Source organism: Aeromonas fluvialis (genome assembly GCF_000819885.1).
GTDB lineage: Bacteria > Pseudomonadota > Gammaproteobacteria > Enterobacterales > Aeromonadaceae > Aeromonas > Aeromonas fluvialis.
On record NZ_CDBO01000021.1, the window covers coordinates 110504 to 136642 of the forward strand.

The following is a 26139-nucleotide window of genomic DNA, read 5'->3' on the forward strand; positions in this document are numbered from 1 at the left end:
CGCGGGCTGTCTCTTATACAAAAGTCCCCAAGCATCGCTTGGGGACTTTTTTTTGAACTTAAGTCCCATTGCGTGATCTGAACCTTTCATCGTCCCTCATCAAGGTTATAACGTGGTACTTACTCAACCGGCACTCTGGGCTCAAGCCCAGTTTGGTCACGCTAACCTCAACGACCCAAGACGTACCAGAAGGCTGGTTGCCCTCGCTTCCGCCCTTGCTCAACAACCAGGAGAGACAGTGTCACACCTCCCCCTCTCACCTGCGGATATGGAAGGTGCAGATCAACGTGGCCAGTAGTGTTTTCTTGAGCATGGTGATTCCTTGTTGTTGTTGTTGGCGTTGGATAGGTAGGATGGAGTCGGCCACATTAGTGGTGGTTTAACCACAACGTATTGTTATTATTATGATCTTTGCCACTCTCAATAGGCGTTGACCGGTTGGGAGTTTACCGTAATAAGGGTTCATTTGACATCTTGCAGGGGGAAGAAAATGGTCAATCTTGAGTTACGTTTGCCACCACCGCTGATCTTCCTGTTCTGTGCCGGGGCCATGTGGTGGCTGAGAGGGGAGAGCCAGCCCGGTATCTGGGCATTGGCGCTAATGGCTGTGCTGGTCGTGGCGGGGGGGGTCATGGGATTTGGTGCCCTGCAACGGTTTCGTCACCACCAAACTACGGTCAGCCCCACCAAACCTCAGCACACCAGCCGTCTGGTGACCTGTGGCGTCTATCGCTTCAGTCGCAATCCCATGTATCTGGGGTTGCTCTGTTGGCTGGCCGCCTTGGGCTGTTATCTGGGTGGAAGTTGGGTCTGGGTTGGGCCAATCGTGCTGGTGGTTTGGCTGACTCGCTTTCAGATCATGCCGGAGGAGCGGCTGCTACGCGCCCGTTTCGGCGACGAGTATGTGGCGTATTGCCAGCGCGTTCGCCGTTGGTGCTGACTGGCAGTGACCTGCGTGAGCTGAGCGGATAAGTCGGTTCAGCCGTGCGGGATAAAGAGAACCCCGGGCGGGCCCGGGGTTCTCGAGGGACAGGTTAGAAAAAATCGCCCTTCTCGTCCTTGGTGGGTTCGAGGCTCCAGCCGGTGGCATCGCTGCTGCTGGCGATCTGCCCCTTCTCCTTCCACAGCTTGATCTTGAGGCGCAGGTTGTTGGCTGAGTCGGCGTTTTTCACCGCCTCCTCTTCGTCGATTACCCCTTCAACCACCAGATTGAACAGGGCGCTGTCGAAGGTGACCATGCCGAGGGCCTTGGATTTCTCCATCACCTCCTTGAGGCCGCCAAATTCACCGCGCTTGATCATGTCGCGGATGGTGTGGGTGCCTAGCATGATCTCCACCGCCGCCCGGCGGCCGCCATCGGTGGTTTTCACCAGTCGTTGGGAGACAAAGGCCTTGAGGTTGTTGCCCAGATCGTTGAGCAGCTGCGGGCGGCGCTCCTCGGGGAAGAAGTTGATGATGCGATCCAGCGCCTGGTTGGCGTTGTTGGCGTGCAGGGTGGAGATGGCAAGGTGGCCGGTTTCGGAGAAGGCCAGCGCATGCTCCATGGTCTCGCGATCGCGAATTTCCCCGATAAGGATGACGTCCGGCGCCTGACGCAGGGTGTTTTTCAGGGCGGCGTGGAAGCTGCGGGTATCGACTCCCACTTCCCGCTGATTGATGATGCTCTTGCGGTGACGATGAACGAACTCCACCGGATCCTCGATGGTGATGATATGGCCGCCGCTGTTGCGGTTGCGGTGGTCGATAAGGGCCGCCAGCGAGGTGGATTTGCCCGAGCCGGTGCCGCCGACAAACAGCACCAGGCCTCGTTTCTCCATGATGGTGTCGAGCAGCACAGGCGGGAGTTTGAGATCTTCAAAGCGGGGGATTTCCGTCTTGATGTTGCGGGCCACCAGGGAGACTTCGTTGCGCTGCTTGAAAATATTGACCCGAAAGCGGCCGATCTGTGGCAGGGAGATGGCGAGGTTCATCTCCAGCTCCTTCTCGAACTGCTGCTTCTGCTCGCCATCCATGATCTCGGCGGCGATCCGCGCCACTTCCCCCGGCTCCAGCGGTGTTTCGTTGAGGGGGCGCAGGCCGCCGTTAAACTTGGCGCAGGGGGGGGCGCCGGTCGACAGATAGAGGTCTGAGCCATCCTGCTTGGCCAGGATCTGTAACATGTCTCGCAATTCCATTTTTTTGCCTCGTCGATCAATGAGATGCCATGAGCGGGATGATATTGAGTGTACAGCCTTAGGCGCCGGTCAGTTTCTCGCGAAAGACAAAAAAGACCGCCCCCAGGATGCAGAGCCCTGCCCAGAGATAGTCCCATTTCAGATCTTCCTTGAGATAGAAGATAGAGAAGGGGACGAATACGGTGAGTGTGATCACTTCTTGCAGGATTTTCAGTTGGCCCACGCTCATCACCGTATGGCCGATGCGGTTGGCGGGCACTTGCAGCAGGTATTCGAACAGGGCGATACCCCAGCTCACCAGCGCCGCAATGATCCAGGGTTTGTGATTCATACTCTTGAGGTGAGCGTACCAGGCAAAGGTCATAAAGACGTTGCTGCACAGCAACAGACCGATACTGGTAAAGATTGGGTTCATTAGGTTCTCCTTTAAAATCAATTGCATTTTATCTCTGAACTATGGGTTTTCATAAGTGGGCGGTCAGGGTATTTTTAACCGATCATGGATAGCGCAGCATAAGGATCCAACCGAATGGGCAAGACAAGCTGGTGTTTGCTTGGTCTGCTGTTTGCCAGCCTAGCTCAAGGTGCTCCGACCCTGACTGTCGCCACCGATCTCTGGCCCCCTTTTCGCATCCTGCAAGCGGATGGCCGGTTGCAGGGGCTTGACATGGATATCTTGCACCGCTTGCAACAGACAAGCGGCATTGAGTTGCAGGTGCGGCGGATGCCATGGGGCAGGGCGCTCAAGCAGATGCAGACCGGTCAGGTCGATCTGATGATTGGGCTCGCCTATACCACCGAGCGGGCGCAGTTCATCGACTATCTGCAGCCTGCCTACTATCAGTGCTGGCCCGCGTTTTATGGTCAGCCGGTCAATGTGGCCCGGATCCACCAATACCGCGATCTGCAGGGGGTGAAGGTGGGCTATGTGCTCAACTCCGCCTACTTTGAGCCCTTCAACAGTGACAGCCGCCTCGACAAGCACGGGGTACCCACCGAAGATCAGCTGCTGCGCATGGTGCAGCGCGGTCACCTGCCGCTGATGATCGGCACCGACTGTCAGGTGGACTATGCCCTGAGTCAGGGAAATGCCAGCCGGATAGGCAAGGCGGACTACCGCCCCGCCATGCCGGTGACCCTCTATCTGGGGATGAGCAAGCACTCACCTCACCAGTCGCTGCGCCAGCCCTTGCTGGTGGCGCTGCAAAATCTGGTGGCCAGCGGCGAGATAAGCGTGATGGCCAAGCGTTACCAGCCTTGACCTTGGGTGGCAAGCCACTGTTATCATGCCCTTTTCCTGCTTCCCCCCGGCTTTGCGACAGGGCCGGGGATGAAGCCTAGTTACCTTGTCGGGGATCATCCTTGTACCTCTCCCTTATCGCCCGCCAGCAGCGCTGGCAGCGGCGTTGGCTCTTTGGCCTCACCCTGCTGACCCTGCTGCTGTTTCTCTTCTCCCTCGTCTGGGGGGAGTTTGTGCTGCTGCCCTGGCAGCCTCTTGGCGATCTCGAACAGCGCATTTTGCTGGAGTTGCGCCTGCCACGTGCCTTGCTGGCCCTCTTGGCAGGTGCTGCGCTCGCCTGTGGCGGCGCCGTGCTGCAGGTGATGCTGCACAACCCGGTGGCGGAGCCCGGGCTGATTGGTGTCTCAAGCGGGGCTGGGCTGGCTGCCATGGTGGCGATGGCGATGGCCAAATCCCTCGGCCTCTATCTGCCCGGCTGGGGACTGTCGCTGGCGGCCTTTGTTGGCGCGCTGCTGGTGACCATGGTGCTCATTCGGCTGGCGCGCCGTGCACGTCTCGGCCATGCCCGCTTGCTGCTGTTTGGCGTAGCCATCGGCATTCTCACCAATGCCGCCATGACCTGGCTGATGTACTTTGCCGACGATGGCTCCTTGCGTGAATTCATGTTCTGGATGATGGGCAGCCTCTCTTACGGCAGTCAGCAGTTCGGCTGGTGGTGGCTGGTGCTGCCGCTCACCTTGGGCTGGCTCTGTTGGCAGGGCAAGGCGCTGCAACAGTTGCTGCTGGGGGAGACCCAGGCTCGCCTGATGGGGATGGATGTCGACAAGATGCGGGTGCGGCTGGTGCTGGCGGTCTGTCTGCTGACCGGTGTTGCCGTGTCTTTGTGTGGTGTCATCGGTTTTGTCGGGCTGGTGGTGCCCCATCTGCTGCGGCTCTGTGGCGGCAGCGATCAGCGCTTCCTGCTGCCTGCCTCGGCGCTTGGCGGCGGGGCACTGCTGCTGGCCGCCGATCTGGTGGCCCGCTCCGCCTTGAATGCCGGCGAGCTGCCCATCGGGGTCATCACCGCCTCGGTCGGTGCGCCGCTCTTTATCTATCTGCTATTGAGGCAAGATGTCCATGCCAACACCTGAGTGCCACAATGATGCCGCGCCTCTGATTGAGGCCCGCTCCCTAGCTGTTCCTGCACGGCTGGCCCCTCTCGATCTCACCTGGACGGGCAGCCAGCTGGTGGCGCTGCTCGGCCCTAATGGCAGTGGCAAGTCGACCCTGATCGGTGCGTTGGCGGGGATCTTGCCGACCGATGGCACAGTGCTGCTGGGGGGGGAAGTGCTCACTGACCTGAGTTGGCCTGAGCTTGCCAAACTGCGTGCCATGCTGCCCCAGCGCCAGCCCCAGCTGTTTCATATTCCGGTGTTTCAGGTACTGAGTCTGGGATTCGCTCAGGGGGGGGCGCCCGCCAGACAGAATGAGGCGATCCGGGCGCTGTGCGAGGCGCTGGAGCTGGAGGCTTTGCTGGCCCGGGATTTCAGTCAGTTGTCGGGGGGGGAGCAGCAGCGGGTGCTGATTGCCCGTACCCTGCTGCAGGTGTGGCCGAGCCTCAATTCGACCGGCAAGGTGTTGCTGCTGGATGAACCGCTGGCGGGGCTCGACCTGCATCACCAGCTGGCGCTGCTGCGGCTGCTGAAAACCCTGGCCGGGCAGGGGTTGCTGGTGGTGCTCGCCATCCACGATATCAATCTGGCCATCGACTGGGCCGACCGCATCCTCTGCCTGCAACAGGGCGTGGTGGTGCGCGAAGGGGGCATCGAACTGGTGGATGAGGCGCTGCTGGAGCAGGTATTTCAGATCCGCACCGACCGCATCGAAGCCGCGGGCCGAGTCTGGTTTATGCCCAGTTTGTAAGTAGGGTGTAGAGGAAAAAGTGCGCGTGCAGGGTCGATGAGCGAAGCGTAATCGGCCGACAGCAAAAAGAAGGGGCCGGTATCAAAAATACCGGCCCCTTTGGTTTTATTCGCAGTTCAAGCCTGTTTGCTCAGGCACACCTGCGCCGCCTCGGCCAGCATGGCCAGCAGGGTTTCGGTGTCGTTCCACGACAGGCAGGCATCTGTGATGCTCTGGCCGAAGGGTGATGCCGCAGCCGTTACCGCAGGTTTGCTTTGTTCAACCACCCCTGCGCCGCCTCTGCCAGCATCGTCAGCAGAGTTTCGGTGTCGTTACATGACAGGCAGGCATCTGTGATGCTCTGGCCGAAGGGTAATGCCGCAGCCGTTACCGCAGGTTTGTTTTGTTCAACCGCACCTGCGCCGCCTCGGCCAGCATAGCCAGCAGGGTTTCGGTGTCGTTCCACGACAGGCAGGCATCTGTGATGCTCTGGCCAAAGATGGCGGCGCAGCCGTTCTCCACATCCTGACGCCCTTCCACCAGGAAGCTCTCGGCCATGATGCCGGCGATGCCGGTACGGCCGCGGCGCAGTTGATCGCAGATGTCTTGCGCCACCAGCAGCTGACGACGGTGATCCTTCATGCTGTTGCCGTGGCTGAAATCGACCACCAGACGCTCCGGCAGCCCCACATCGGCCAGCGCTTCACACGCTTCATCGACACTGGCGGTGTCGTAGTTGGGCCTGTGGCCGCCACGCAGGATCACATGACCAAAGGGGTTACCGGCGGTGCGATAGATGGTCATCTTGCCGTCCTTGTCCGGCGAATAGAAGATGTGGCTGTGACGGGCGGCGCGCACCGCATCGATAGCGATGCGGGTGTTGCCGTCAGTGCCGTTCTTGAAACCGACCGGGCAGGAGAGGGCGGAGGCCATCTCGCGGTGTACCTGGGATTCAGTGGTGCGCGCACCGATAGCGCCCCAGGTGATGAGGTCGGCAATATACTGGCCGGTCACCATATCGAGGAACTCGGTGGCGGTGGGCATGCCGATCTCGTTAATGTCGACCAGCAGTTTGCGCGCCAGTTTCAGCCCTTCGTTGACGTCGAAACTGCCATCGAGGCGCGGATCGTTGATGAGCCCTTTCCAGCCGACGATGGTGCGCGGCTTCTCGAAGTAGGTGCGCATCACGATGCAGAGGCTCTCTTTATAGTGCTCGCGCAGGGCGTTGAGGCGCTGGGCATACTCGCGAGCAGCTGCGGGATCATGGATAGAGCAGGGGCCGACAATGACCAGCAGGCGCTGATCGTCTCCGGCCAGAATGGCTTCCACTTCGCGACGGGCATCCAGCAGATTCTGGGCAATGGTATCGGTGATCGGAAACGCGTGTGCAAGCTCGCTCGGAGTGATCAGTGACTCCAGGCGACGGGTGCGCAATTCATCTGTGTGAATGGACATACAACTCAAGTCTCGAGTGGGTGGTGTCAGCCGCAAGGGGCGAAAAAGCAAAGAGATAAAATAAAGCAAAAGTCCCCTGATTGAAACCTTGGGGGGCTCTGATAGGATGTGAGGCCAAAATCGATTCCAAATGAGGTAGATAGCGTGGCAAAGCCAGGGGCAACCGGGGTCACCCGCATCATCAACGCAACCGGTTATAGCATGAAGGGGCTCAAGTCAGCCTGGATTAACGAGGCGGCTTTTCGGCAGGAGCTGATGCTGATCCTGTTGCTGATGCCGCTGGCCTTCTGGCTGGGGGATTCTCTCAACCAGATCCTGCTGCTTATCGTCATCAGCTGGCTGGTGGTGATTGTCGAGATCCTCAACTCCGCCATTGAAGCTGTGGTAGACAGGGTTGGCTCCGAGCATCATGAGCTCTCCGGCCGCGCCAAGGATTTGGGCTCCGCCGCCGTTTTTATCGCGCTGGCCTTGAACGCCCTGGTATGGGGCGCGTTGGTGGGCCGCAATCTGTTGGGGTGGTGGTAAGCCACTACGCTGCCTTTAGGTTCTGCTTCATACAAAAGCCCGTCATCACGACGGGCTTTTTGCTGCGCAGATAAGGGTCTATCAGTGGAGGATGCGGGCGCGGATGGTACCGTCGATCTCTTTGAGCTTGGCGAGCGCCTTCTCGCTGTGCTCGGTCTCCACGTCGATCACCACGTAACCGATATGGCTGCTGGTCTGCAGGTATTGACCGGCGATGTTGATCCCCTCTTCGGCGAAGATCTGGTTGATCTTGTTCATCACCCCCGGCTGGTTGCGGTGAATGTGCAGCAGGCGGCTGGAGCCCTTGTGGCCCGGCAGCGACACTTCCGGGAAGTTGACGGCAGAGAGGGTGGAGCCGTTGTCGGAGTATTTGACCAGCTTGTTGGCCACTTCCAGCCCGATGTTCTCCTGCGCTTCATGGGTGGTGCCACCGATGTGCGGAGTCAGGATCACGTTCTCCAGTCCACGCAGCGGGCTTTGGAACTCCTCGTCGTTGGACTTGGGCTCGACCGGGAAGACGTCGATAGCGGCGCCAGCGATATGGCCGCTCTTGATCACGTCAGCCAGCGCGTCGATATCCACCACTGTACCGCGGGCGGCGTTGATGAAGATGGCGCCGGGTTTCATCATCCGCAGCTGCTCGGCACCGATCATGTTCTTGGTGGAGGCGGTCTCCGGCACATGCAAACTGATGACGTCAGACATATTGAGCAGCTCGACCATGCTCGGCACCTGAATGGCGTTACCCAGCGAGAGCTTGTTCTCGATATCGTAGTAATAAACCTTCATGCCGATGCTCTCGGCGATGATGCCAAGCTGGGTACCGATGTGGCCGTAGCCGATGATGCCAAGCTTCTTGCCACGGGCTTCCACCGAGCGGTTGGCCAGTTTTTCCCACACGCCGCGATGGCACTTGGCGTTTTTCTCGGGGATGCCGCGCAGCAGTAGCAGTATCTCACCCAGTACCAGCTCGGCGACCGAACGGGTGTTGGAGAAGGGGGCGTTGAAGACCGGAATGCCGCGGATCTGGGCCGCTTCCAGCTCGACCTGGTTGGTACCGATGCAGAAGCAGCCGATGGCGACCAGCTTGTTGGCGGCGTCGAGGACTTTCTCGGTGATCTGGGTGCGGGAGCGCAGCCCGATGAAATGGACGTCGCGGATCTGCTCGATCAGCTCCTCTTCGGAAAGAGAGGTCTTGAGATACTCCACACTGGTGTAACCTGCGGCACGAAAGGTCTCTACGGTGTTGGGATGGACTCCCTCCAGCAGCAGCACCTTGATTTTATCCTTGTCCAACGAAAACTTGGCAGTCATGACGATCCCTCTGTATGTGCAAACGTAAGTGCAGATTTGGTGTGCGAAGAAAACCGTAAAGTAGCAAAAACGTTTGGGAGAGGGAATATTTGTGACGAAAGTCAAATTCTTTGAAGTTATCAACGAATGTTGTAAACATCCGTATGCAACTTGTTGAGGGATAAATAAAAACGGCGCCATCAGGCGCCGTCATTTATTCACAGTGCAATGTTTGGGTCATATCCCATTGCGGGGCTCAATCAGCGCCGCTGCTACGCCTGGGCTGGCAGAGTGGCGATGGCGGGCGAGGGAGTATGCCGCTGCACTGTGCCACCGGTGTCGGGATTACTGGGTAATCACGCCGTCCGGCGTACCGATCAGGACCACATCGGCGCCGCGAGCGGCGAACAGGCCGTTGGTGACCACGCCAACGATGGCATTCAGTTGTACTTCCAACGCCTTGGCGTCGGTAATGGCCATGCCTTTCACATCCAGAATGTGGTTGCCGTTGTCGGTGACCACGCCTTCACGCCACACCGGGTTGCCGCCCAGTTTGCGGATTTCGCGGGCCACGTATTCGCGGGCCATCGGGATCACTTCCACCGGCAGCGGGAACTGGCCCAGCACGTCGACGGTCTTGGTGTTGTCGATGATGCAGATGAACTTGTCAGCCACGGCGGCAACGATCTTCTCGCGGGTCAGGGCTGCGCCGCCGCCCTTGATCATGTCGCGGGTTGCGTTGATCTCGTCGGCGCCATCCACATAGACGGAGAGGGCGTCGATCTCGTTGAGATCATATACGGTGATGCCGAAGCCCTTGAGGCGCTCGGTAGAGGCCACGGAGCTGGATACCGCCCCCTTGATCTCGTCCTTCATGGTCGCCAGCGCGTCGATAAAGTGGTTGACGGTAGAGCCGGTGCCCACCCCGACGATGGTGCCGGGAACCACATACTTGAGCGCAGCCCAACCGGCCGCCTTCTTCATTTCATCTTGAGTCATGATCGTTCCTTAAGAAAAAAGCGGGCGCATTATATCCAACCCGGTACCCCGTCGCGACCTTGTTACTCACGTTCCGGGGCAAAAAGAAGGACTTTGTAAATCGTTTGCCTGTTTATTCTGCGTTTGCGCGCACAAAGCCGGGGTTGCTGGCCAAAAACAGCCTATTCAAAGCGCCAGCAGTGGCTTGGGGTGATGATCTGGGGCAGTGGCACATCCCACTCCTCTTGCGGAACCGCATCCACCTGCTGGCAGTCGTGGGCAATACCGAGTGGCTTTGGGCCCAGCTTGTGCTCATGCCAGATGGCGAGAGTGCGATCATAGTAACCACCCCCCATACCAAGGCGATTGCCCTGGTCATCGAAGGCAACCAGCGGGGTGCAGATAAGATCGAGCGTGCTGTGGGGCACCACCTGCAGGATATCCAACTCCGGCTCTTCGATGCCGTAGCGGTTGCGCACCATGGGGCTGGTGGCGGTGTAGCGCAAAAAGAGCAGGTGACCCGGGGTAAAGGGGTGGAGCACCGGCAGGTAGACCTCTTTGTGCTGGGCCCACAGCCAGTCGATGGTGGGCAAGGGATTGATCTCCCCGTCATTGGCCAGATAGAGGGCAATGCGTTTGGCTGCGAGGATCTCGGGGTGTTGCTTGAACTGGGCCAGCAGCTGTTGGGCCGCCGCTTGCTGCTCGATCGGACTCAGATTTTTGCGGCGTTGACGAACCAGTTGGCGCAGGGATTGACGTTCGGGTTGGGACTCATGCATGGGGAACCTCTGGTATCGCTGCGCATCGATGGCGTGAACGCGCTCTACCTTAGCACATTCACTCTGGACGTTAAGGTGTATGACAGAGGGACATCCACCCCGGACGGCTGATGCCCGGGGGAGGCGGGATATACGCTGGCGGGCCGATATATCATCAACAGGGAGAGCATCTGTTGCTTCACTATCGGATGTGCCAGCGTCAGATGTTATTGCTTGTCAGCTTTGCCGCGCATTTGGTGCTTCACGAACACGGCAATCAGAGCCGCCACAGCGAGCGCCATCGGGTAGAAACTCATGCTCACCACCGCCAGTGGCGACAGGGCGAAGATGGAGCCCAGCAGCAGCGCCTGTGCGCCCCAGGGGATCAGACCCTGTACCACGCAAGAGAAAATATCGAGCATGGAGGCGGCGCGGCGCGCAGTGACCCCGTGGTGATCCGCCAGATCCCGGGCCACCTTGCTGGCGACGATAATGGCCACCGTGTTGTTGGCGGTGCAGAGGTTGGTGAGGCTCACCACCCCGGCGATGCCGAGCTCGGCCGCTTTCTCGTTCTGTTCACCGTTGTGCTCGCGAGTGAAACGGGCTATCAGGGTGCTGATGCGCTCGCTGATCCAGGCCAGCCCACCCTGACGCTCCATCAGGGCGCCGAGGCCGCCGATCAGCATGGAGAGCAGGAAGATCTCCTGCATGCCGGTAAAGCCCTGATAGATATCCTTGCTGAACTGACCGATGGCGTAGCCGTTGATCATGCCTACTGCACCGGCGGCCAGGATGCCGATCCCCAGCACCACGAACACATTCACCCCGGCGAGTGCCAGCCCCAGGATCAGCAGATAGGGCATCACCTTGAACAGCTCGATGGTGCTGCCGTTGGCAGGGGATTCACCCACTGATCCCAGGGTCAGATAGAGCAGGATCACCGCGATGGCGGCAGGGGCCGCAATCTTGAAGTTCTCGCGGAACTTGTCCTTCATCTCGCAACCCTGACTGCGGGTCGCGGCTATGGTGGTGTCGGAGATGATGGAGAGGTTATCGCCAAACATGGCACCGGAGAGAATAGTGCCCGCCATCAGTACCGGATCGATGCTGGTCGCCTGCGCCACCCCGAGGGCCACGGGGGCCACAGCCCCTATGGTGCCCATGGAGGTGCCCATGGCGGTAGCAATAAAGGCAGAGATGAGGAACAGCCCGGGCAGCAGCGCCCAGCCGGGGATGAGGGAGAGACCCAGCGCCACGGTAGCATCAACGCCGCCAGTGGCCTTGGCCACGCTGGCAAAGGCCCCCGCCAGCAGATAGATAAGGCACATCGCCATGATGTTGCTGTGGCCAACCCCCTTGAAGAAGGTCTCCAGATTGCTGTTGAAGCTCTCTTTGCCAAGCAGCAGGGCGAGCATCACCGCAGGCAGGGCAGCAACCGGAGCGGGCAGCTGATAGAAGGCGAACTCGACCCCCTGCAGGGTCAGCCAGGTACCGGTACCGATAAAGAGTGCGAGAAAAACCAGAAGTGGCAACAAGGCCCTGGCACTGGGTTGAGTCTGGATCATGTGTTCCTCTGATATTGAACAATGACCTCCTGTCGTGAACTGCTTTACGCCTGTATCGGATAGGAACAGAGGAAAACAGGGTGGGCATCCTGCCGCTTTGGGGGGCTCACAGTAGTGAGTCAACCTCGCTCGGTCAAGATAGACGTCCAGATGGATAGGTGTTTTTGTTTGGCGATTTCGCCTTTGAGATTAAATCCGTCAAATATTCTGATTTGTTAGCAATTTCCGTTTATATGTCGACGGTACGCGGTGGTGAAGAGTGAGCTTTTCAAACCCGGCGCAGGCTGGTAAAACGGTCTCTTTCCGTAATTAAAAGAGATGAGAGGGTGGAGATGGACAATCCGATCCGTGTGGCTGTGATGGGCTGTAATGGTCGTATGGGCAAGGTGCTGCTGGAGGCCATCACCAACACCGATGGCGTGGTGGTCGGTGCGGCGCTGGAGCGGCCGGGTTCGGCTGTGATCGGCCTCGATGCCGGTGAGCTGGGCGGGCTGGGCCATCTGGGTGTAGCCATCAGCGACAGTCTGGACAAGGTGCGTGATGAGTTTGACCTCATTATCGACTTTACCCGCCCCGAGGTGACCCTGGCCAATCTGGCCTTTGCGCTGGCCCACCACAAGCAGATGGTGATCGGCACCACCGGTTTTGACGAGGCAGGCAAGGCCGCCCTGAAAGAGGCGGGCAAGCAGATCGGTATCGTGTTCGCCTCCAACTACTCGGTCGGGGTCAACCTGGTGTTCAAGTTGCTGGAACAGGCCGCCAAGGTGATGGGAGATTATACCGACATCGAGATCATCGAGGGTCACCATCGCCACAAGGTGGATGCGCCGTCCGGTACTGCGCTCTCCATGGGGGAAGTGGTCGCCAAAACGCTGGGTCGCGACCTCAAGGAGTGCGCCGTCTATGGTCGCGAGGGGATCACTGGCGAGCGGGATCGCAACACTATCGGCTTTGCCACTATTCGTGCCGGCGATCTGGTGGGGGAGCATACCGTCATGTTTGCCGATATCGGCGAGCGGGTGGAGATCAGCCACAAGGCCTCCAGCCGCCTGACCTTCGCCAACGGTGCGGTGCGGGCGGGCAAGTGGCTCGGCCAGCAGGGTGCCGGTCTTTACGACATGCAGGATGTGCTCAATCTCAAGTGATGCCTCTGAGCGGCGCTTTCGTACTACTGCTACCCAGTGAAAAACCCCGGCTTGCCGGGGTTTTTGCTGTCAGTCAGTTCGAGTTTGTCTAAAAAGGCACACTGCCTGCAATTTTTTTCTGAATGCCTTATAAATCACACTATTGTGTTATCCACCAGATTTTTCCTTCCTGAATGTCATCACCAGGTAACAGATTTGAGCATCTTTATGGCTGATGAAGCCATTTTTTTACACGACTCGGAAAAGAGTAAAAATTCAAACGAAGAAAAACGTTTTCCACCTTTATCGTTCACTCTTGTCAAAATAAAAGCGTTTAATTTGTCATTAATGGTTTCTGTATAAAAATAAATGTCATTGTTTTTGTTTGATTTTTTGTTGGTTTTTGTCGCTATTGCGGGCTTGGCTGCATCTTTTGGTGTTGGTTTTTACTTTTCTTTCATATGAGGGGGTTGCAAAGCGAAATGGTGCATAGATAATGGTTAATATTGCCTTTTTATTGAATTTGGATGCATTTCATCTGAGAAAAGACGTTGAAATGCGATCGTTTTTAAGTAGAATGCGCCCAATTTGCCAGAAATCTGCCGGGTTCGAGGCCTGTCCAAGACCGGAACCGAGCCCGCAACACCCAGGTAAATTGCTGAATTTAAAGCTAAATAACTGGAGGTTGTCTTGAATCACACTGCATTGCTAGTGCTGGAAGATGGAACTGTGTTCAAAGGCGTGTCGATAGGCGCCGAGGGATGTTCCGTTGGTGAAGTGGTTTTCAATACGTCGATGACGGGCTATCAGGAAATCCTCACCGATCCCTCTTATTCCCGTCAGATAGTCACCCTCACTTACCCTCATATAGGCAACACCGGCACCAACAGCGAAGATGAAGAGTCCAGTCAGATCCACGCTCAGGGATTGATCATCCGGGACCTTCCGATACTTGCCTCCAATTTCCGCAATCAGCAATCCCTCTCCGATTACCTCAAGTCTCACAATATCGTTGGCATCGCCGACATCGACACCCGCAAACTGACCCGCATCCTGCGTGAGAAAGGCGCTCAGGCTGGCTGCATTCTGGCTGGGAAGCAAGCCGATGAAGCCTATGCCCTCGAACAGGCCCGCGCCTTCCCCGGTTTGAAAGGGATGGATCTGGCCAAAGAGGTGACGGTTGGTGAAGCGTACCACTGGACGACCGGGAGCTGGCAGCTTGGCAAGGGGCACGTCACCCCGGATGCCGACCAGCTAAAATACCACGTGGTGGCCTATGATTTTGGCGTCAAGCGCAACATCCTGCGGATGCTGGTTGACCGTGGTTGCCGCCTGACCGTGGTGCCGGCCAAGACTCCGGCCGCCGAGGTACTGGCGATGAATCCCGATGGCATCTTCCTCTCTAACGGCCCCGGCGACCCCGAGCCGTGCGACTACGCCATCGAGGCCATCAAGGCTTTCCTCAATACCAACACGCCGGTGTTCGGCATCTGTCTGGGTCACCAGCTGCTGGGTCTGGCCTCCGGTGCCAAGACCGTCAAGATGAAGTTTGGCCACCACGGCGCCAACCATCCGGTGAAGAGTCTCGACGACAACACAGTGATGATCACCGCCCAGAACCACGGCTTTGCGGTAGATGAGAGCACCCTGCCGGATTGCCTGCGCGCCACCCACGTCTCCCTGTTCGACGGCTCCCTGCAAGGTATCCACCGCACCGACCGTCCGGCCTTCAGCTTCCAGGGGCACCCGGAAGCGAGCCCGGGCCCGCACGATTGTGCTGGTCTCTTTGACCACTTTATTGAATTGATTAAGCAGTATCGCGCCTAAGAAATAGAGGAAAGAGTTTCATGCCAAAACGTAATGACCTTCAGAGCATCCTGATCCTCGGCGCCGGCCCCATCGTCATCGGCCAGGCCTGCGAATTTGACTACTCCGGCGCCCAGGCGTGCAAAGCCCTGCGCGAGGAGGGCTACCGCGTCATTCTGGTCAACTCCAACCCGGCCACCATCATGACCGACCCGGAGATGGCGGACGCCACCTATATCGAGCCCATCACCTGGGAAGTGGTGCGCGAAATCATCAAGAAAGAGCGCCCTGATGCCATCCTGCCCACCATGGGCGGCCAGACTGCACTGAACTGCGCACTGGATCTGGAGAAGCACGGCGTGCTGGCCGAGTTCGGGGTCGAGATGATCGGTGCCACTGCCGATGCCATCGACAAGGCCGAAGATCGCCGTCGCTTTGACATCGCCATGAAGAGCATTGGTCTGGAGTGTCCGCGCGCCGGTATCGCCCACAACATGGAAGAGGCGTGGGGCGTGCAGCAGATGGTCGGCTTCCCCTGCATCATCCGCCCCTCCTTTACCATGGGCGGCTCCGGTGGCGGCATTGCCTACAACACCGAAGAGTTCGTCGAGATCTGCGAGCGTGGTCTGGACTTGTCGCCGACCAAAGAGCTGCTCATCGACGAGTCGCTGATCGGCTGGAAAGAGTACGAGATGGAGGTGGTGCGGGATCGCAACGACAACTGCATCATCGTCTGCGCCATCGAAAACTTCGACCCCATGGGTATCCACACCGGTGACTCCATCACGGTCGCGCCAGCCCAGACGCTGACCGACAAGGAGTACCAGCTGATGCGCAACGCCTCCATGGCGGTGCTGCGCGAGATCGGCGTCGAGACCGGCGGCTCCAACGTCCAGTTCGGCATCAACCCGAAAGATGGCCGTATGGTCATCATCGAGATGAACCCGCGGGTGTCGCGCTCCTCTGCGCTGGCTTCCAAGGCGACCGGTTTCCCCATCGCCAAGATCGCCGCCAAGCTCGCCATCGGTTACACCCTCGACGAGCTGATGAACGACATCACCGGCGGTCGCACGCCGGCCTCCTTCGAGCCGGCCATCGACTACGTGGTCACCAAGGTGCCGCGCTTCAACTTCGAAAAATTCGCCGGTGCCAACGACCGTCTGACGACCCAGATGAAGTCGGTCGGTGAAGTGATGGCCATCGGCCGCAACTTTCAGGAGTCCCTGCACAAGGCGCTACGCAGCCTCGAGACCGGCAAAACCGGCTTCGACCCCATGGTTGACCTCAATGCCCCGGACTCCCTGACCCGCATCCGTCACGAGCTGCAGGACGCCGGTAGCGACCGTATCTTCTATATCGCCGATGCGTTCCGCGCCGGTCTCTCCATGGACGGCATCTTCAAGCTGACCAAGATTGACCCCTGGTTCCTGGTACAGATTGAAGACCTGGTGAAGCTGGAAGAAGAGGTGAAAGAGCGCGGCATGGCCGGTCTCGATGCCGACTTCCTGCGTGCCCTCAAGCGCAAAGGCTTTGCCGATGCCCGTCTGGCCAAGATCCTCGGCGTGGCCGAAGGGGAAGTGCGCAAACTGCGCGCCCGTCACAACATCTTCCCGGTCTACAAGCGGGTCGATACCTGCGCCGCCGAGTTCGCCACCAACACCGCCTACATGTACTCCAGCTATGACGAGGAGTGCGAAGCGGCCCCGAGCAACCGCGACAAGATCATGATCATCGGCGGCGGCCCGAACCGTATCGGTCAGGGTATCGAGTTCGACTACTGCTGCGTGCACGCGGCGCTGGCCCTGCGCGAAGACGGTTACGAGACCATCATGGTCAACTGCAACCCGGAGACCGTCTCCACCGATTACGACACCTCGGATCGTCTCTACTTCGAGCCGGTGACCCTGGAAGATGTGTTGGAAATCGTGCGCATCGAAAAACCCAAGGGCGTCATCGTTCAGTACGGTGGCCAGACCCCGCTGAAGCTTGCACGGGCATTGGAAGCGAACGGCGTGCCGATCATCGGTACCAGCCCGGATGCCATTGACCGCGCCGAAGACCGCGAGCGCTTCCAGTCTGCCGTCGAGCGTCTGGGTCTCAAGCAGCCGGAAAACGGCACCGTGACCAACCTGGAGCAGGCCGTGCTGACCGCCGAGCGGATCACCTACCCGCTGGTGGTGCGCCCCTCCTATGTGCTGGGTGGTCGCGCCATGGAAATCGTCTATGACGAGCAGGATCTGCGTCGCTACTTCGCCGAGGCCGTGAGCGTCTCCAACGAATCGCCGGTACTGCTGGACCGCTTCCTGGATGACGCCACCGAGCTGGACGTGGATGCTATCTGCGACGGCACCGACGTGGTCATCGGCGGCATCATGGAGCACATCGAGCAGGCCGGTATCCACTCCGGTGACTCCGGTTGCTCCCTGCCTCCCTATACCTTGTCCAAGAAAATTCAGGACGAGATCCGCGAGCAGGTGCGCAAGCTGGCGCTGGAACTCGGCGTTATCGGTCTGATGAACGTGCAGTTCGCGGTCAAGGGCGATGATATCTATCTCATCGAAGTGAACCCGCGTGCCGCCCGTACCGTGCCGTTCGTCTCCAAGGCAACCGGTGCCCCGCTGGCCAAGATTGCCGCTCGTGTGATGGCCGGTCAGTCGCTGCAAGAACAGGGCTTTACCAAAGAGATCATCCCGCCCTACTACTCGGTGAAAGAGGTGGTGCTGCCGTTCGCCAAGTTCCCGGGGGTTGACCCGCTGCTGGGGCCAGAGATGCGCTCCACCGGTGAGGTAATGGGAGTGGGCAGCAGCTTTGCCGAGGCCTATGCCAAGGCGCAGCTGGGTGCCAACCACGCCGTACCGAAAGAGGGTCGTGCCCTCTTGTCAGTGCGTCACAGCGACAAGGCGCAGGTGGTCGACTTGGCTGCCAAGCTGCTGGAGCTGGGCTACGAGCTGGATGCCACTCACGGCACCGCCGTCGCGCTGGGTGAAGCGAGCATCAACCCGCGCCTGGTCAACAAGGTGCACGAAGGTCGCCCGCACATTCTGGATCGCATCAAGAATGGCGAGTACACCTACATCGTCAACACCGCCGAAGGGCGGGTAGCGATCCAGGACTCCAAGCAACTGCGTCGCGCCGCCTTGCAGAACAAGGTGGCGTATACCACCACCATGAATGAGGCGTTTGCCACCTGCATGGCCATCAGCGTGGATGCCACCGCCAACGTCAACTCGGTGCAGGAGCTGCACCAGAAGGTGAAAAACCGCTAAGAGTTTGCAGCGGGCATCAGTCCGACTTGCCAGACGACCAACCCCCGCCAGCGATGGCGGGGGTTTCTTTTTATCTGTCGCTCACCGTTCGGTTTTGGCCGAGTGAGCTATTGAGGAAGGTCATGTCTTCCGCATCGCAGACAACGGATGGCGCGTGGGGTGGCAAAAGCTGGCAAGGGGAGGGGATGCTGCGAGCGCGGGTTTCAACTGCAGCAGGCAATCCTCTACAATGGCCCCACTTTGCTTGTCAGTGCAGTGCCGCGGCGTTGCCTGTAGGGCCTACAAACAATGGACATGCTTATGACCGCTTTGCCTTCCTGTCGTCTTCTTGCCTTCTGCGCTGCCTTGCTGCTGGCCGGTTGTGCCAGTGATCCCTCCTCCGCGCCCACCAAAGAGGCGAGCGTGAGCAACCCCAACACGCCGCCTGCCATGCAGCCGCGCAAACCGGCGGATATGAAGAGCCGCATCGTGCGCTTCTTGCCCCGTCAGGTGCCTGACAAACAGGGGTGGGCTAACGACGTGGTGACGGCGCTCACCAGTCAGGGGGTGACGGTCAATGAGCACAACGTTTGTAGCGTGCTGGCGGTGGCGGAGCAGGAGGCGACCTATCAGGCCGACCCCGTGGTGCCGGGTCTTGGCAAGATCGCCTGGCAGGAGATCAACAAGCGGGCGGCCAAGCTGCTGATCCCCGAGTTTATGGTGCGGGCCGCGCTCTCCATCAACTCGCCCACCGGCAAGAGCTATGCCGAGCGGATCGACAAGTTGCGTACCGAGCGGGAGATGAGTGAAATTTTCGAGGATATGATCAGCATGCTGCCGATGGGCAAGACGCTGTTTGGCAACCTCAACCCGGTGCGCACCGGCGGCCCCATGCAGGTGAGCATCGCCTTTGCCGAGGCCAATACCCGTGGCTACCCCTATCCCGTCAAGGACTCCATCCGCCGCGAGGTGTTTACCCGCCGCGGTGGTATCTGGTTTGGTACCAAACATATTTTCGGTTATCCCGCCAACTACCCGGATACCCTCTACCGTTTCGCCGACTTCAATGCAGGCTGGTATGCCAGCCGCAACGCCGCTTTTCAGGCCGCCGTCAGCCGCTTGAGTGGCAAAACTCTGGCGCTGGACGGGGATTTGATCCGCTATGACTCGGATCTGCCGGGTAACACCGAACTGGCCGTCTACACCCTCGCCAACCGGGTCAATATGAGCAAACAGGCGATCCGTCAGAGCCTGCGTAAAGGCGATACCGCCGAGTTTGCCGAGACCGATCTTTACCATCGCATCTTCACCCTGGCCGACCAGCAAGCGGGCAAGCGGCAACCCCGCGCCATTCTGCCCGGCATCCAGCTGAAAAGCCCCAAGATCACCCGCAACCTCACCACCGCCTGGTTTGCCAAGCGGGTGGATGACAGGGAGCAACGCTGCGTGCGGCAGATGGCGACGATCCGCTGATGTCCAGAGATAGTGAGGGCGGCCAATTGGCCGCCCTTGTTCATTTACCCGGAGTCCATCTGGACGCATAAGGAATGGAAGATGATACGTGCAGCGCTGTTAAGCCTGCTCCTTACGGGCGTCGCCGGTGCGGTCAACCTCAGCGTACAGCCTCTGGAGAGGCACAGCCGCTATATCGAGATCCCTGCACAGGGCGGACCTGTGTGGGAATTCGAACGTGAAGGGGTGTTCATCGAGGTGATGCGGGATAGCCATGCGCCAGATGTGTATCGCATCAAGATTTTGCAGCAGGAGAAAGAGGGAGATCGTCGAGATCTTGGCAGCCAGCTCCTTCTCTCCCCCGGTACCTGACCTCGGGTGATAGGAGGCATTCAGGATAGCGAAAGGAGTGTGACTGTGTATCTCATCTCGGTTGCCCGGGTGGAGAAAAGGAATGATCGTGTTCGGATAACGGGGGGTTTAATCTTAAAAAACGATTGATGTGAGCTTTTTAATTCAATGTTCAAGGTGTTTTAGCAGGCGTAGGCTAGTCTCATCAGCGAAACGAAGGGTTTCGCCGTCATTACGACCACACGAGGATCTGATAGATGGACAAACACGCCAGCGGGGCCGGTCAATGCCCCATCGCCCACGGTGCCGCCACCTCTGCCAACCAGGAGACCCCAATCTGGTGGCCCAATGCCCTTAACCTCGACATCTTGCATCAGCACGACAGCAAGACCAACCCGATGGACGAGTCGTTCGATTACGCCGCGGCGTTTAACAGTCTGGACTACGACGCTCTCAAGGCTGATCTGCACGCCATGATGACCGACAGCCAGCCCTGGTGGCCGGCCGACTGGGGGCACTACGGCGGTTTGATGATCCGCATGGCCTGGCATGCGGCGGGTAGCTACCGCGCCACCGATGGCCGTGGCGGAGCCAACACCGGCAACCAGCGCTTCGCCCCTCTCAACAGCTGGCCAGATAACGGCAACCTCGACAAGGCGCGTCGCCTGCTGTGGCCCATCAAACAGAAATACGGCAACAAGATCTCCTGGGCCGACCTGATGATCCTGGCGGGCAACGTCGCCTATGAGTCCATGGGGCTCAAGACCTTCGGCTTTGCCGCTGGGCGTGAGGATATCTGGCATCCGGAAAAAGACGTGTACTGGGGCTCCGAGAAGGAGTGGCTGGCGCCGAGCGGCAGCGCAGGTAGCCGTTACAGCGGCGAGCGGGATCTGGAAAACCCGCTGGCGGCGGTGATGATGGGGCTGATTTACGTCAATCCGGAAGGGGTGGATGGCAACCCGGATCCCTTGAAGACGGCCCAGGACATGCGCGTTACCTTCGCCCGCATGGGAATGAATGACGAAGAGACCGTCGCCCTGACCGCCGGTGGCCACACCGTCGGCAAGGCTCACGGTAACGGCAGTGCCGCCCGTCTGGGTCCGGCCCCGGAGGGCGCCGATCTGCACGAGCAGGGGCTGGGGTGGATGAACCACGAGACCCGTGGCATCGGCCGCGATACGGTCACCAGTGGCATCGAGGGGGCCTGGACCAGTAACCCGACCCGTTGGGACAACGGCTACTTCAAGATGCTGCTTGGCCATGACTGGTGGCTCAAGAAGAGCCCGGCCGGCGCTTGGCAGTGGGAGCCCGTCGTCATCAAGGAAGAGGATCGCCCGGTGGATGTGGAAGATGCCTCTATCCGCTGCAATCCCATCATGACCGATGCCGACATGGCCCTGCGCTTCGATCCCGCCTACCGGGAGATCTCCGAGCGTTTCGCCGCCGATCAGGCCCTCTTCTCCGACGCCTTTGCCCGTGCCTGGTTCAAGCTGACCCACCGCGACATGGGGCCGCGCAGCCGCTATCTGGGGCCGGAAGTACCGAGCGAGGTGCTGGTGTGGCAAGACCCTGTACCGGCGGTGGATGACCAGCTCTCCGAGCAGGAGGTGAGCGAGCTGAAGGGCAAGCTGCTGGCCTGCGGCGTGGCGCCGGCCGATTTGATCGCCACCGCCTGGGACAGTGCCCGCACCTTCCGCGGCTCCGACTATCGCGGTGGGGCCAATGGGGCCCGTATCCGCCTTGCGCCGATGAAGGAGTGGGAAGGCAACGAATCGACTCGCCTCGAGAAGGTCCTCAATGCCCTGACAACCCTGCAGGCCACCCTGAGCAAGCCGGTCAGCATCGCCGACCTGATCGTGCTGGGGGGCAGCGCGGCGGTAGAGCAGGCAGCCAAGCTGGCTGGCATTGATATCGTCGTTCCCTTTGCGCCGGGTCGTGGCGATGCCACCACCGAGCAGACCGATGCCGAGTCGTTTGCCTTCCTGGAACCCCTGCACGATGGGTTCCGCAACTGGCAGAAGGGGCACTACAAGGTGCAGCCAGAGGAGATGCTGCTCGACCGCGCCCAGCTGCTGGGGCTCACCGCCCGCGAGATGACGGTGCTGGTCGGTGGCATGCGGGTGCTGGGCACCAACTACGGGGGCGCTGCCCACGGCGTCTTTACCGACCGGGTCGGGGTGCTTAGCAACGACTTCTTCGTCAACCTGACCGATATGGCCTATAGCTGGAAGCCCACCGGCCGCAACAGCTACGACATAGTGGATCGCCAGAGCGGCGCCGTGAAGTGGACTGCCACCCGGGTTGACCTGGTGTTTGGCTCCAACTCGGTGCTGCGTGCCTACGCAGAGGTCTATGCCCAGCACGATGGCAAGGAGAAGTTTGTGCGCGACTTCGTCAAGGCCTGGGTCAAGGTGATGAACAACGACCGCTTCGACCTGAAATAAGCCCCACGAGAGATAAGGGAGAAAGCCAGCCGCAAGGCTGGCGTTTTTATTGGATATGTGCGGCATCATGCGGGTAATCAACAGAGAGCCATGGCCGATGGCGTGGTTGGCCATCCATGGTGTCTTATCAGGGATTGGCTCAACCATGGGATCTCCTGTCGCCTTACTCCCTGTGCAACTGGCGATGGTTGGCGGCATGCAGCAGCGATCAGAAAATGGTTGATGCAGCTCATGGATATGGCAAATGGTGGATCTCTTCTGCGGTATAAGCGAACAGGCTGGATATAATCAATGCGTTGATAAACATAACAGGGATGCGGGATGAACAGACTCGGATTGGCCAGCAAGATGTTGTTGGCAATTTGCCTGCCGTTATTGGCGCTGCTGTTTTTTGCCAGCCATTACGCATACGACAGATATCAGGGGGCCCATGAGATGGCGCAAGCCCAGCAGCAGCTGACTGTGGTCGAACGCAGCGCCCAGCTGGTGCACGAGCTGCAAAAGGAGCGCGGCATGTCGGCGGGGTTTATCGGCTCTGAAGGGCGTAAATTTGCAGATGCCCTGCCACGTCAGCGGCAACTGGTTGATGAAGCCATTCGTCGCTTTCAGGCGCTGGAGAGGGACATTGCCCACGAGCAGGCGGATCTGGGGTTGAGCGAGTTGATGGGGATCCGCGATCAGGTGAGCAAGTTGGCCATAGAGGCCCCCCGTCAGGTCGCCTTCTATAGTCAGTTGATTGCCTCTTTGCTCAAGGTAGTGGATGAGATTAGCCTGCGCAGTCAGGATGCCGGGATCGCACTGCAGACCAATGCCTACGCCGCTTTCTTGCAAAACAAGGAGCGCATGGGGATGGAGCGAGCGACCCTCAGCAATGTCTTTGCCAAAGGGAGTTTCACCCCGGCCACCTTGCAGCAATTTATGTCTCTGCTCGCTGCCCAGCAGAGCTATCTGGAGCGTTTTCGCGCTGTGGCAAGCCCGGCCCAGCTACACCTTCTTGAGCAAATAGAGAAGAGCCCTGTGATGGCAGAGGTTGCGAAATATGAGCAGCTCGCGCTGGGCAAGATGACCGAGGGGGGCTTTGGCGTCGATCCCGAGCGCTGGTTTGCCGTGAGTACCGAGAAGATCGACCAGCTCAAACAGGGCGAGGATCAGCTCTACCAGCAGCTGTTCGAACGGGTAGAGCAGATGCAGGGGGATAGTCAGCGCAGCTTCTGGTGGGGGTCGCTGGCGGTGCTCTTTTGCCTGCTGTTGACCACTCTCATTAGCTGGAAGGTGTTGCGGGATGTGCATCTGGGTTTCATGGCACTGCATCGCACCTTCTCTCAACTCGTCAACAACAACGATCTGACGGTCAGGGTGCAATGGCAATCCGGTGACGAGCTGGGGGCACTGTCGCGGGATCTCAACCGCTTCCTGCAACACCTCGAAGGGCTGCTGTTGGAGGTGCGCCGCTCCTGTGAGGTATTGACCCGCAGTGCCAGCAACTCCAGCGAGGTGATTGCCGAAGTGAATGAAGGTGTGATACGTGGTGTCGGTCAGGTTGAACTGGTCGCCACCGCCGCAACTGAAATGGCTTCGACGGTGGCCGAGATTGCCCGCAATGCGACCCAGACCTCGTTGGCGACCCAGCAGGCCATTGGTCGTGCCCGGCAGGGGGACAAGGAGGTGGATCAGACCATCGCCGCCATCGAGCAGGTGGCCGGCACCCTCGACGAGACCCGCTTGCTGGTCAATAACCTGCATCAGGATACAGAATCCGCTGTCGAGGCACTCAACCTCATCAAGCAGATCTCCGATCGAACCAACCTGCTGGCCCTGAATGCCGCCATTGAGGCGGCCCGTGCCGGTGAGTCGGGACGCGGATTTGCCGTGGTAGCCGACGAGGTGCGTTCACTGGCAGCCCGAACCCAACAGGCGGCAGATGATATCGAACGGATGCTCTCACGTTTGCGGGCAGGGGCCCGTCAGGCGGTGGAGGCCATGCAGTCGGGCAGCAAGCTGGCGGGTCTCAGTGTCAGTGAAGCGCAGCGGGCGGGTACTGAGCTGACCGACATCGTCAATGAAGTGCGCAAGGTGAGTGACATGACGGCACAGGTGGCTACCGCAACCGAGCAGCAGCGCTACGTAACAGATGATATACAGCACAACGTGATGACCATCCGTGAGGTGTACGAGGCCCATCGCCAGCACTCGCTCACCTTGCAGCAAAACAGTGCCGAGCTGGATCAGTTGGCCCGGGAGCTGGCCGGACGTATCGCCAGCTTCACGTTGCTGGAGAGATCATCATCCCACTGACCCATTTACGCTAAAGCTTGTCCCTCCCTTGCCGATACCCCTTGTGAGATCGTGTGGAGGGCAAGCAATTGAACGCTTGGGTGTTGGGGTTGGTCAGCATATCCGTGAGTATGCAGTTACAGGCTGGGGTCACCGAATTTGGTGCCGGTCTTGATCAATCCGTCTGGCGTTTGACCTCCGATACCCAGATTGAGTGTCGCCTTGAGCACCCCATTCCCAACTGGGGAACGGGGGCCTTTGTCAGCCGCGCCGGGCGCAAGATCAACCTCGACTTCGAGCTCAAGGGCAAGCGGCCGCAGGCCAGGACTCAGACGGTGAGCCTTGGCATTATGCCGCCGGTATGGCGCCCGGGGATCGCCGGGCGAGACGTGAGCCAGTTGCGCTTCTATCAGCAATTCGATGGTCTGGTTAATGGCCAGACCGCCTGGACCATGCTCGATGAGCTGGAAGGGGGGCGGATGCCGACCTTTCAGTATCGGGACTGGTATCGCCAGAACCGCGCGGTGCGGGTCTCCCTTTCGTCGGTCAACTTTCGGGTGAAATATCAGGCTTTTCTCGATTGCCTGAGTGGTTTGCTCCCCTACAGCTTCAACGATATCGCTTTTAGCGTGCTCACCTATGACAAGAACAGCGATCAGCTCTCTATCCCCTCCAAACGGCGATTGGCGATGATCAGCGAGTTTATCAAAGCGGACAAGAGCATCGACGTGGTGGTGATCGATGCCTATAGCGACAGCTACGGTGGCCGCTGGCCGAACCAGAAACTCTCCGAGAAGCGGGCCGATGCCATCAAGAAGGTGTTTGTCGATCTGGGGCTGGAGCCCGGCAAAATCTCGGTGGAGGGGCATGGCGAGAAGCAGCATGTCGCCTCCAACGAAACCGAGCAGGGGCGCGCCAAGAACCGGCGGGTGGTGATCAGCATGGGGCGCAATGGTGAGATCTAGCGGCGTCATTGGCAGCCAGACATAAAAAAGAGCGCCGAAGCGCTCTTTTTTGATCCTGCCATTTGGGGTTTGGCTATGGCAGTCAGATATGGCTGCCAGACTCTGGTTGATTAGACGCTGTCACCCAGACCCGTCCCCGCATCTTTTTTGGCAATCAGTTCAATCTTGTAACCGTCCGGATCTTCGACGAAGGCGATGACGGTGGTGCCACCCTTGACCGGGCCCGGCTCGCGGGTGATCTTGGCACCGGCGGCACGCAGGGCGTCGCAAGTGGTATAGATGTCGTCCGCTTCCAGCGCGATATGGCCGTAGGCGGAGCCCAGTTCGTACTCGCTCACCCCCCAGTTGTAGGTTAGCTCGAGCACGGCATCGTCTTTTTCGTCACCGTATCCGACGAAGGCCAGGGTGTACTTGTACTCGCTGTTCTCGCTCTTGCGCAGCAGCTTCATGCCGAGCACGCGGGTGTAGAAGTCGATGGAGCGTTGCAGATCGCCGACACGCAGCATGGTATGCAGAATTCTCATGGCTCAGTTCTCCGGGTTGGTGATGGGTACGGCTTTCAATCTCGGTTGCGAGGCTATCAGCTTTCGGGATAGACCTTCTCTTTGT

General features: G+C 59.2%; 21 protein-coding genes and 2 pseudogenes. 14 read left to right on the forward strand and 9 right to left on the reverse strand.

Going from position 1 to position 26139, the window contains the following annotated elements:
- Positions 1–112: 112 nt before the first annotated feature.
- Both BN1125_RS18430 and BN1125_RS05435 read left to right on the forward strand, forming a co-directional pair.
- Positions 113–280 (forward strand): annotated as a pseudogene (locus BN1125_RS18430) (IS4/Tn5 family transposase DNA-binding protein); the annotation flags it as partial.
- Between the two features lie 210 nt (positions 281–490).
- Positions 491–940, forward strand: coding sequence for a methyltransferase family protein (locus tag BN1125_RS05435; RefSeq protein WP_042011113.1), 450 nt, complete (start codon positions 491–493; stop codon positions 938–940).
- A 94-nt stretch (positions 941–1034) separates the two neighbouring features.
- On the opposite strand, the gene tapW is transcribed toward BN1125_RS05435, so the two are convergent.
- On the reverse strand, positions 1035–2174 hold the full coding sequence (gene tapW, locus BN1125_RS05440; protein ID WP_042011114.1) for a type IVa pilus ATPase TapW: 1140 nt from the start codon (positions 2172–2174) through the stop codon (positions 1035–1037).
- Between the two features lie 58 nt (positions 2175–2232).
- A complete protein-coding gene (locus tag BN1125_RS05445) occupies positions 2233–2589 on the reverse strand; it encodes a DMT family protein (protein WP_005337656.1) in 357 nt (118 codons plus the stop codon).
- A gap of 114 nt (positions 2590–2703) precedes the next feature.
- Here BN1125_RS05445 and BN1125_RS05450 point away from each other — a divergent pair, with 114 nt between their 5' ends.
- The 3 genes from BN1125_RS05450 (at position 2704) to BN1125_RS05460 (ending at position 5316) form a co-directional block, all read left to right on the forward strand.
- Positions 2704–3435 carry a substrate-binding periplasmic protein gene (locus BN1125_RS05450; protein WP_042011115.1) on the forward strand — a complete coding sequence of 244 codons (732 nt, stop codon included), beginning with the start codon at positions 2704–2706 and terminating at the stop codon, positions 3433–3435.
- Positions 3436–3536: 101 nt separating this feature from the next.
- On the forward strand, positions 3537–4544 hold the full coding sequence (gene btuC, locus BN1125_RS05455; protein WP_042011116.1) for a vitamin B12 ABC transporter permease BtuC: 1008 nt from the start codon (positions 3537–3539) through the stop codon (positions 4542–4544).
- Positions 4531–5316 carry an ATP-binding cassette domain-containing protein gene (locus BN1125_RS05460; protein WP_042011154.1) on the forward strand — a complete coding sequence of 262 codons (786 nt, stop codon included), beginning with the start codon at positions 4531–4533 and terminating at the stop codon, positions 5314–5316. The genes btuC and BN1125_RS05460 overlap by 14 nt, the downstream gene beginning before the upstream one ends.
- Positions 5317–5432: 116 nt before the next feature.
- Here the strand turns inward: BN1125_RS05460 and BN1125_RS18965 are convergent.
- Together BN1125_RS18965 and BN1125_RS05465 are read right to left on the reverse strand one after the other, a co-directional pair.
- A pseudogene (locus BN1125_RS18965) lies at positions 5433–5546 on the reverse strand (3-deoxy-7-phosphoheptulonate synthase); the annotation flags it as partial.
- 136 nt (positions 5547–5682) lie between these two features.
- Positions 5683–6750, reverse strand: coding sequence for a 3-deoxy-7-phosphoheptulonate synthase (locus BN1125_RS05465; RefSeq protein WP_042011117.1), 1068 nt, complete (start codon positions 6748–6750; stop codon positions 5683–5685).
- A 144-nt stretch (positions 6751–6894) separates the two neighbouring features.
- On the opposite strand from BN1125_RS05465, the gene BN1125_RS05470 reads away from it, so the two are divergent.
- Positions 6895–7275, forward strand: coding sequence for a diacylglycerol kinase (locus BN1125_RS05470; RefSeq protein ID WP_005337641.1), 381 nt, complete (start codon positions 6895–6897; stop codon positions 7273–7275).
- 81 nt (positions 7276–7356) lie between these two features.
- Here the strand turns inward: BN1125_RS05470 and serA are convergent, their stop codons facing one another.
- The 4 genes from serA to BN1125_RS05490 all read right to left on the reverse strand — a co-directional run bounded on the left by serA (position 7357) and on the right by BN1125_RS05490 (position 11869).
- Positions 7357–8589 carry a phosphoglycerate dehydrogenase gene (gene serA, locus BN1125_RS05475; protein ID WP_042011118.1) on the reverse strand — a complete coding sequence of 411 codons (1233 nt, stop codon included), beginning with the start codon at positions 8587–8589 and terminating at the stop codon, positions 7357–7359.
- 324 nt (positions 8590–8913) lie between these two features.
- Positions 8914–9567, reverse strand: coding sequence for a ribose-5-phosphate isomerase RpiA (gene rpiA, locus BN1125_RS05480; protein WP_042011119.1), 654 nt, complete (start codon positions 9565–9567; stop codon positions 8914–8916).
- Between the two features lie 161 nt (positions 9568–9728).
- Complete coding sequence (locus BN1125_RS05485; RefSeq protein WP_042011120.1) at positions 9729–10325, reverse strand: 5-formyltetrahydrofolate cyclo-ligase; 597 nt, start codon at positions 10323–10325, stop codon at positions 9729–9731.
- Positions 10326–10531: 206 nt separating this feature from the next.
- Positions 10532–11869 carry a Na+/H+ antiporter NhaC family protein gene (locus tag BN1125_RS05490; protein ID WP_042011121.1) on the reverse strand — a complete coding sequence of 446 codons (1338 nt, stop codon included), beginning with the start codon at positions 11867–11869 and terminating at the stop codon, positions 10532–10534.
- Between the two features lie 332 nt (positions 11870–12201).
- On the opposite strand from BN1125_RS05490, the gene dapB reads away from it, so the two are divergent.
- From dapB to BN1125_RS05530, 8 genes are all read left to right on the forward strand, one after another.
- Entirely contained in the window at positions 12202–13014 is an 813-nt protein-coding gene (gene dapB / locus BN1125_RS05495; RefSeq protein ID WP_042011155.1) for a 4-hydroxy-tetrahydrodipicolinate reductase, read from the forward strand.
- 669 nt (positions 13015–13683) lie between these two features.
- The gene (gene carA / locus BN1125_RS05500; protein ID WP_042011122.1) at positions 13684–14820 is read left to right on the forward strand and encodes a glutamine-hydrolyzing carbamoyl-phosphate synthase small subunit; all 1137 of its coding nucleotides are present in this window, start codon (positions 13684–13686) and stop codon (positions 14818–14820) included.
- Between the two features lie 20 nt (positions 14821–14840).
- Complete coding sequence (carB, locus tag BN1125_RS05505; protein WP_042011123.1) at positions 14841–18065, forward strand: carbamoyl-phosphate synthase large subunit; 3225 nt, start codon at positions 14841–14843, stop codon at positions 18063–18065.
- Positions 18066–18365: 300 nt separating this feature from the next.
- Positions 18366–19517 carry a DUF1615 domain-containing protein gene (locus tag BN1125_RS05510; RefSeq protein WP_042011124.1) on the forward strand — a complete coding sequence of 384 codons (1152 nt, stop codon included), beginning with the start codon at positions 18366–18368 and terminating at the stop codon, positions 19515–19517.
- Between the two features lie 81 nt (positions 19518–19598).
- The gene (locus BN1125_RS05515) at positions 19599–19868 is read left to right on the forward strand and encodes a hypothetical protein (protein ID WP_244268464.1); all 270 of its coding nucleotides are present in this window, start codon (positions 19599–19601) and stop codon (positions 19866–19868) included.
- Between the two features lie 236 nt (positions 19869–20104).
- Positions 20105–22291 (forward strand): catalase/peroxidase HPI, encoded by a 2187-nt coding sequence (gene katG, locus BN1125_RS05520; RefSeq protein ID WP_042011125.1) that lies wholly within the window; start codon positions 20105–20107, stop codon positions 22289–22291.
- 321 nt (positions 22292–22612) lie between these two features.
- Positions 22613–24586, forward strand: coding sequence for a methyl-accepting chemotaxis protein (locus BN1125_RS05525; RefSeq protein ID WP_042011126.1), 1974 nt, complete (start codon positions 22613–22615; stop codon positions 24584–24586).
- Positions 24587–24654: 68 nt separating this feature from the next.
- Complete coding sequence (locus BN1125_RS05530; RefSeq protein WP_208854215.1) at positions 24655–25530, forward strand: flagellar protein MotY; 876 nt, start codon at positions 24655–24657, stop codon at positions 25528–25530.
- A 110-nt stretch (positions 25531–25640) separates the two neighbouring features.
- On the opposite strand, the gene gloA is transcribed toward BN1125_RS05530, so the two are convergent.
- Positions 25641–26054, reverse strand: coding sequence for a lactoylglutathione lyase (gloA, locus tag BN1125_RS05535; RefSeq protein WP_042011128.1), 414 nt, complete (start codon positions 26052–26054; stop codon positions 25641–25643).
- Positions 26055–26139: the final 85 nt, after the last annotated feature.

Bases quoted from the DNA above. Each gene is read 5' to 3' on its own strand.
- BN1125_RS05435 (WP_042011113.1), top strand. From the start codon at position 491: ATGGTCAATCTTGAGTTACGTTTGCCACCACCGCTGATCTTCCTGTTC.
- tapW (WP_042011114.1), bottom strand. From the start codon at position 2,174: ATGGAATTGCGAGACATGTTACAGATCCTGGCCAAGCAGGATGGCTCA.
- BN1125_RS05445 (WP_005337656.1), bottom strand. From the start codon at position 2,589: ATGAACCCAATCTTTACCAGTATCGGTCTGTTGCTGTGCAGCAACGTC.
- BN1125_RS05450 (WP_042011115.1), top strand. From the start codon at position 2,704: ATGGGCAAGACAAGCTGGTGTTTGCTTGGTCTGCTGTTTGCCAGCCTA.
- BN1125_RS05460 (WP_042011154.1), top strand. From the start codon at position 4,531: ATGCCAACACCTGAGTGCCACAATGATGCCGCGCCTCTGATTGAGGCC.
- BN1125_RS05465 (WP_042011117.1), bottom strand. From the start codon at position 6,750: ATGTCCATTCACACAGATGAATTGCGCACCCGTCGCCTGGAGTCACTG.
- serA (WP_042011118.1), bottom strand. From the start codon at position 8,589: ATGACTGCCAAGTTTTCGTTGGACAAGGATAAAATCAAGGTGCTGCTG.
- rpiA (WP_042011119.1), bottom strand. From the start codon at position 9,567: ATGACTCAAGATGAAATGAAGAAGGCGGCCGGTTGGGCTGCGCTCAAG.
- BN1125_RS05485 (WP_042011120.1), bottom strand. From the start codon at position 10,325: ATGCATGAGTCCCAACCCGAACGTCAATCCCTGCGCCAACTGGTTCGT.
- BN1125_RS05490 (WP_042011121.1), bottom strand. From the start codon at position 11,869: ATGATCCAGACTCAACCCAGTGCCAGGGCCTTGTTGCCACTTCTGGTT.
- dapB (WP_042011155.1), top strand. From the start codon at position 12,202: ATGGACAATCCGATCCGTGTGGCTGTGATGGGCTGTAATGGTCGTATG.
- carB (WP_042011123.1), top strand. From the start codon at position 14,841: ATGCCAAAACGTAATGACCTTCAGAGCATCCTGATCCTCGGCGCCGGC.
- BN1125_RS05510 (WP_042011124.1), top strand. From the start codon at position 18,366: ATGACCGCTTTGCCTTCCTGTCGTCTTCTTGCCTTCTGCGCTGCCTTG.
- BN1125_RS05515 (WP_244268464.1), top strand. From the start codon at position 19,599: ATGATACGTGCAGCGCTGTTAAGCCTGCTCCTTACGGGCGTCGCCGGT.
- katG (WP_042011125.1), top strand. From the start codon at position 20,105: ATGGACAAACACGCCAGCGGGGCCGGTCAATGCCCCATCGCCCACGGT.
- BN1125_RS05525 (WP_042011126.1), top strand. From the start codon at position 22,613: ATGAACAGACTCGGATTGGCCAGCAAGATGTTGTTGGCAATTTGCCTG.
- gloA (WP_042011128.1), bottom strand. From the start codon at position 26,054: ATGAGAATTCTGCATACCATGCTGCGTGTCGGCGATCTGCAACGCTCC.